Raw genomic sequence first — 6,357 nt, 5'->3', positions numbered from 1 at the left:
ACCAACGAAGGAGCGATGTTGACGTCCTTGGTGACGCCGCCGGCGCCCACCAGGATCAACCTATCGACGAGATGCGGGAATTGATAAGCGAATTGCATCGCCACGCCGCCGCCCAGCGAGTGACCGACAATGGTCACCCGGTCGATGTCCAGGACGCTGAGCAGGTCGCGCATCCCGTTGGCATAGGCCGCCGCAGAGTAGTCGGCGCGCGGCTTGTCGGATCTGCCGTGGCCCAACAGATCCGGCGCGATGACGGTGAATCGTTGGGCCAGCTTGGCATGGATGCTGGTCCAGGTCGTGGAGTTATCGCCGATGCCGTGGATGAGCAGGATCGCCGGGCCGGATCCGGCGATCCGGAACGCCCGCTGATAGCCGTGAATGGTGCGGAACTGCAGCGACGGGGATGTCACTTCCCGCACCGGGCGAAGATTGCGCGTTCGCTCGGTCATGTCGCCAACCTCGTTGTCGAGTCGGAAGGGGCGGTTGCGGCCTACGTCTTGTCGCCTACGTCTTGTCGCCTACGTCTTGTCGCCTACGTCTTGTCGTCGTCGTCGAACTTCTTCTCGGCCTGCTGAGCCAGGAACCGCTCAAACTCGGCGCCGAGCTCGTCGCCGCTAGGCAGATCTTCGTCACGCGATAGCAAGGATCTGTTTTCCTGAGCGTCGATGAAGGCATCGTACTGGCGCTCAAGAGCGGCCACCACTTGAGCCACTTCCGCACTCGCCTGGACCTGTTCGTCGATCTTGGTCCGAATCTCGGCCGCGGCCTCGGTCAGCGCCGTCACGGGAAGCTCCAGTGCACCCGTCTTGGCCACCTGCTCGAGCAACGCTTGGGCTGCGGCCGGGTAATCGGTCTGGGTCAGGTAGTGCGGGACGTGCACGGTGAACCCCACCACCTCGTGGCCGTGCTGCGCCATCCGGTACTCCAGCAGATTGGAAGCACTGCCAGGCACTTGGATTTCAGAGATCCAGGGCGTGAAGTCAGCGATCAGTTCGGAATTGTTGGAGTGGGCGGTCATGGTGACGGGACGGGTGTGCGGGACGGCCATCGGGACGGTGCCCAGCCCGATGGTCTGGCGAACCCCGAGACGTTCGGCGAGCAGGCGCACCGCGGTGATGAAACGCTCCCACTTCAGGTCCGGTTCCATGCCCGAGAGCAACAGGAACGGCGTGCCGACGCTGTCGCGCAGCGCATAGAGGCTGAGCTCAGGATCGTCGTAACTGGTGAAGTGGTCGGTCTTGAAGGTCATCAACGGCCGTCGGGAGCGGTAGTCCAGCAATTCGTCGATCGCGAACGACGCGACGAGTTCAGTGTCCAGGGCGGCCTTGAGATGCCCGGCGGCAAGCCGAATGGCGTGACCGGCGTCGGAAAAGCCCTCCAGCGCGTGCACCAACACCGGGCCGCGGCCGTCGGACGCCGACAACACGGGCGAGGGGAACTCGAGCTCATACATGCCGGGTTGTCCCGGTTGATACTCCTGTGCCTGGTCGGGGTCGTGATGGTCGGACATGGGTGCTGCCTCCTCTCGGGGGTCTCGCGGGGTCTCTCTAGGGTGCCCTAACCAGTCTCGCTCAATCGACGGGCACCCATGAACAACGAAACCGGCCTCGAGTTGGTGCCCGCACTAACTCCCGGCCTTGCGATCAGCGAGTCGGCCGAAAACCTCTCGTACTCAGGGCCGTTCAGGGCCGCTCAGCGCCGTTTGACGGGACACCGCGCAACCGAATCTCGCTACCGGCGAAACTGGTTGAGCGCGCGCATTTTGTTGGTCACGTCCAGCGCGGCCACCTTGTACGCCTCGGAGAACGTCGGGTAGTTGAACACCGCGTCGACCAGGTAGTCGACGGTGCCGCCACAGCCCATGACGGCCTGCCCGATGTGCACCATCTCGGTGGCGCTGGTGCCGAAGATGTGCGCTCCGAGCAGCGTGCGGTCGGTGGTGGACACCAGCAGCTTGAGCATTCCGTAGGAGTCGCCGGCGATTTGGCCTCGGGCCAGTTCGCGGTACCGGCACACGCCGACCTCGTAGGGGATCGAGTCCTTGGTCAGCTCTACTTCGGTTCTACCGACGTAGGACACCTCGGGAATCGAGTAGATGCCAATGGGCTGCAGCGCGGTGATCCCATCGGTCGGTTCCCCGAATGCGTGGTAGGCGGCCAGCCGCCCCTGATCCATCGAAGTCGCCGCCAAGGCGGGAAATCCGATGACGTCGCCGACCGCGTAGATGTGCTCGACCTTGGTTTGAAACTGGTCGTCGACGAAGATTCTGCCCCGGTGGTCGGTCTCCAGACCGGCGTTCTCCAAACCCAGAGTCGCGGTTTGGCCCTCGCGGCCCGCGGAGTACATCACCGTTTCGGCGGGGATCTGCTTGCCGCTGCCCAAGGTGGTGACGGTGCCGGAGGCGCCGACGTCGACCGCGGTCACCTCTTCGCCGAACCGGAACGTCACCGCCAGGTCGCGAAGGTGGAACTTGAGCGCTTCGATAATCTCCGGGTCGCAGAAATCAAGCATGGTGTCGCGCTTTTCGACCACCGTGACCTTGGTGCCCAGTGCGGCGAACATAGAGGCGTATTCGATGCCGATCACCCCGGCTCCGACCACGACCATCGACGTCGGAAGCGATTTGAGGTCAAGGATGCCGTCGGAATCCAGCACTCGTCTCTCATCGAATTCCACCCCCGAGGGCCGCACCGGCTTGGTGCCGGTGGCGATGACGATGTAGTCGCCGCTGACGGTCACCCGCTCGCCTTGGGCGTCTTCTTCCACCAGCACGGTATGCGGGTCGGTGAAACGGCCGTGCCCGAGCACCAGATCGATCCGGTTGCGCATCAACTGGGAGCGCACCACGTCGACCTGCTTGCCGATCACGTGCTGGGTCCGGGCCAGCAGATCGGCGGGGGTGATCTTGTCTTTTACCCGGTAGCTGGCGCCGTACAGTTCGCGTTGGCTCATGCCGGTCAGGTAGACGACCGCCTCGCGCAATGTCTTCGACGGGATCGTGCCGGTATTGACGCAGACCCCCCCGACCATGCGGCCGCGCTCCACGATCGCGACCGACTTGCCCAACTTGGCAGCGGCGATGGCCGCCTTCTGGCCGCCGGGTCCGGATCCGATAACGACCAGGTCGTACTCGCGCATCGAAGTCATGTGTAGACGATAAAGCCCACAGTCGCGACTTTCTCCACAAGCGGGCGGCTGAATTGCGTTGTGCGAGCACGAACTGACGGTGTGTGTCGTCAGCGTGGACGCCATGACGACGCATCAAGAAGACTTTGACCTCAATCGCCCGGGCGCGTTGATCGCCGCGCTGCCCGCCATCCTCGGGTTCGTTCCGGAGAGTTCGCTGGTGTTGGTCTCGATTGAGGACGGTGGGATGGGCTCGGTAATCCGCGCCGACCTGGCCGAGGATCTTGTCGACCGGGTCGACCAACTCGCCGAGGTGACCGCCGCGGCAGAGCCCGACGCCGCGATCATGGTGGTGGTCGATGCCGAAGGCGCGCAGTGCCCGGTGTGCAACGAGGAGTATCGAGAACTCTGCGATGCGCTGACCGAAGCGCTTGCCGAGTGCGGCATCCAGCGCTACGCGGCTCATGTGGTGGATCGGATCGCTCCCGGCGGGCGCTGGCACTGCGTCGACGGCTGCGGTGCGGGCGGCGACATCGACGATCCGTCGGCCTCGCCGCTGGCCGTGGCGGCGGTGGTAGACGGGCGGCGTCTCTACTCGCGACGGGCTGAACTGCAGGCGGTCATCGAGGTGGATCCGGTGCGTAGCGCTGCGCTGGCAGACGAGGTCGACCAAGCGGTGGCGGCCCGGGAGGTGGCACATCGGGCCGATCCGGCGGGATGCGGCCGGCGCGACGTGGAAAACGCGATAGCGGCCGCCGGTCGGCTGGCCGACGGGCAGTCGTTGTCTGACCGAGAGTTGGCTGGGCTGGGCTGCACCCTTTGCGATGTCCAGGTACGTGACACCCTGTACGCCCTCGCGGTGGGCGAGAACGCCGACGCAGCCGAGTCGATGTGGTCGGCGCTGTCGCGGCTGCTACCGGTGCCGTGGCGGGTCGAAGCGCTGGTGCTGCTCGCGTTCAGCGCCTACGTTCGCGGCGACGGGCCGTTGGCGGGAGTCTCGCTGGATGCCGCGCTGCGCTGCGATCCCTACCATCGGATGGCCAGCATGCTGGACCGGGCACTGCAGTCAGGGGTGCGGCCGACCGAAATTCGGAAGCTGGCCGGGACCGGTTACCGGCTCGCTGAGCAGCTCGGTGTGCGGCTACCGCCACGACTACCAGCGGATCGGCGTGCGGGTTAGCCCCCGCACGCGCCGTCAGACCTTCTCGACCTTGACCGCGTGCGCCATCTCGTGTGGCAGCGTGACGTTCTCGTGGCCGGGAATGAGGATGGTCACCCCGACTCCGTGCCCGGTCTCGACGGTGACACGCGCGTTGGGCACCACGCCGGCGTCCTTGAGTCGGGTGATCAGGTCAATGTCGCCCTGCACGTGCTCCGTGAGCTGTCGGACGACGACGGCGACCGGCGAACCGGACGGCAACTCGGTCAGCCGGACCAGGTTCGCGTCTTCGGCGCCGGACTCCGGGCCCACGCCGAGGTCCAACAGACCCGGAATCGGGTTGCCGAACGGGGATGTCGTCGGGTTGTTGAGCACCTTGACCAGACGACGCTCGACGTCCTCGCTCATCACGTGCTCCCACCGACATGCCTCGGCGTGCACCTCTTCCCAAGGCAATCCGATGACATCGACGAGCAACCGCTCGGCCAGCCGGTGCTTGCGCATGACGGCGACGGCCAGCGCCCGCCCCTTGTCGGTCAGTTCGAGATGGCGGTCACCCGCAACCCGGAGCAATCCGTCGCGTTCCATCCGGGACACGGTCTGGCTGACGGTAGGTCCACTCTGCTCAAGTCGTTCGGCAATCCGGGCACGCAGCGGCGTCACGCCCTCTTCTTCGAGGTCGTAGATAGTCCGCAGGTACATCTCGGTGGTATCAACCAAGTCGTTCATTCGTCATCCTCCGTTGCCGCCGAGTCTACTTCGCCAGCCGCGCCTGTGGTCCGCGCAAAACGCTCCACCGCAGCAGTATGCCCGCCGCGCAAGCGCGACGGGCATACCGTCTCCTACCAAGTTCGCCGAATCGGCGTTTACCGCACCTCAGCTGGCATAGGACCGCAGCCGATCGGCGCGTTCGCCGTGGCGCAGTTTGCACATAACATCTCGCTCGATCTGGCGGACCCGCTCGCGCGACAACCCGAACAGCTTGCCGATCTGGTCCAAGGTGCGAGGCTGTCCGTCATCCAGGCCGAAGCGCAGCCGGATTACCTGGTGCTCACGTTCGTCGAGAGTCGCCAGCACACTTCGGATGTCGGTGTGCAACAGTTCGGCGATCACCGCGTTCTCCGCGGACATGGCCTCGGCGTCCTCAATGAAATCGCCCAGCGGCGCTTCCTCTTCCGAACCGACCGGCATGTCCAGGCTTACCGGGTCGCGGCTGTGCTCGAGCAAGTCGTTGATCTTTTCGATCGGGATGCCCGACTCGGTGGCAAGTTCCTCATCGGTGGCTTCCCGGCCCAGGTTCTGGTGCATTTCCCGCTTGATTCGCGCCAGCTTGTTGACTTGCTCGACGAGGTGGACGGGCAGTCGGATGGTGCGGCTCTGGTCGGCCATGCCGCGGGTGATCGCCTGACGAATCCACCAGGTGGCATACGTCGAGAACTTGAAACCCTTTGCGTAGTCGAACTTTTCCATCGCGCGGATCAGACCCAGGTTTCCCTCCTGGATCAGGTCCAGCAGCGGCATTCCCCGGCCGGTGTAACGCTTGGCCAACGAAACCACCAGCCGCAAGTTCGCTTCCAGCAGGTGACGACGGGCCGCCTGGCCGTCGCGCACCACCGCTGCGAGATCCCGTTTGCGGTTCTCGCCGAGGCGCTTCCGGGTCGCCAGTAGGTGTTCGGCATACAACCCAGCCTCGATGCGCTTGGCCAGTTCGACTTCGTCGGCTGCGTTCAGCAGCGCCGTTTTGCCGATGCCGTTGAGATACACGCGCACCAAGTCTGCAGCTGGGCTTTGAGCATCCAAATCGCCGTCAACCCGGCCTGTGGTGGCAGTTGCCATTGCGCCCTCCCGATTGGCTTGTCTTGTCATGTGGTCTAACGAGAAGCCCGGTCACTGAGTTCCCACCCCTCGGCCATCTCACACGCCGTGACGTGCAGAAATACGACGATGACCTGAGAATGTCCTGAGAAGTGGCGCCAGCGGAGTAGTCGGATGGTCGCGACCGGCCTGCGGCCGCTCTTGCGATCGCGAGGGGTCCGATGGTCGCGACCCGCGGCGACCGGCCTGCGGCCGCT

Annotated in this window: 6 protein-coding genes; 1 reads left to right on the top strand and 5 read right to left on the bottom strand. The window is 64.9% G+C overall.

Going from position 1 to position 6,357, the window contains the following annotated elements:
• The 3 genes from A5634_RS07615 to sthA form a co-directional block, all read right to left on the bottom strand.
• Nucleotides 1–449, bottom strand: a 449-nt coding sequence (locus A5634_RS07615) for an alpha/beta fold hydrolase (RefSeq protein ID WP_155769410.1), incomplete at its 3' end; no start/stop codon positions are given.
• A gap of 83 nt (nucleotides 450–532) precedes the next feature.
• Nucleotides 533–1,510, bottom strand: a complete 978-nt coding sequence (locus tag A5634_RS07610) for a proteasome assembly chaperone family protein (protein WP_065143449.1) — start codon at nucleotides 1,508–1,510, stop codon at nucleotides 533–535.
• A 221-nt stretch (nucleotides 1,511–1,731) separates the two neighbouring features.
• Complete coding sequence (gene sthA / locus A5634_RS07605) at nucleotides 1,732–3,138, bottom strand: Si-specific NAD(P)(+) transhydrogenase (RefSeq protein ID WP_155769411.1); 1,407 nt, start codon at nucleotides 3,136–3,138, stop codon at nucleotides 1,732–1,734.
• Nucleotides 3,139–3,250: 112 nt separating this feature from the next.
• Between sthA and A5634_RS07600 the strand changes: the two genes are divergently transcribed.
• Nucleotides 3,251–4,306, top strand: coding sequence for a DUF4192 domain-containing protein (locus A5634_RS07600; protein WP_065143450.1), 1,056 nt, complete (start codon nucleotides 3,251–3,253; stop codon nucleotides 4,304–4,306).
• Nucleotides 4,307–4,321: 15 nt separating this feature from the next.
• Here A5634_RS07600 and ideR read toward each other — a convergent pair whose 3' ends face one another.
• Nucleotides 4,322–5,014, bottom strand: a complete 693-nt coding sequence (gene ideR, locus A5634_RS07595; protein WP_065143447.1) for an iron-dependent transcriptional regulator IdeR — start codon at nucleotides 5,012–5,014, stop codon at nucleotides 4,322–4,324.
• 147 nt (nucleotides 5,015–5,161) lie between these two features.
• Nucleotides 5,162–6,151, bottom strand: coding sequence for a sigma-70 family RNA polymerase sigma factor SigB (sigB, locus tag A5634_RS07590; protein WP_065143446.1), 990 nt, complete (start codon nucleotides 6,149–6,151; stop codon nucleotides 5,162–5,164).
• Nucleotides 6,152–6,357: the final 206 nt, after the last annotated feature.

The organism is Mycobacterium asiaticum, assembly GCF_001673365.1.
In the GTDB taxonomy this organism is placed as follows: domain Bacteria; phylum Actinomycetota; class Actinomycetes; order Mycobacteriales; family Mycobacteriaceae; genus Mycobacterium; species Mycobacterium asiaticum_A.
Note: the sequence above shows the minus strand (reverse complement) of the source record. Positions and strands in the feature narration are given on the sequence as shown.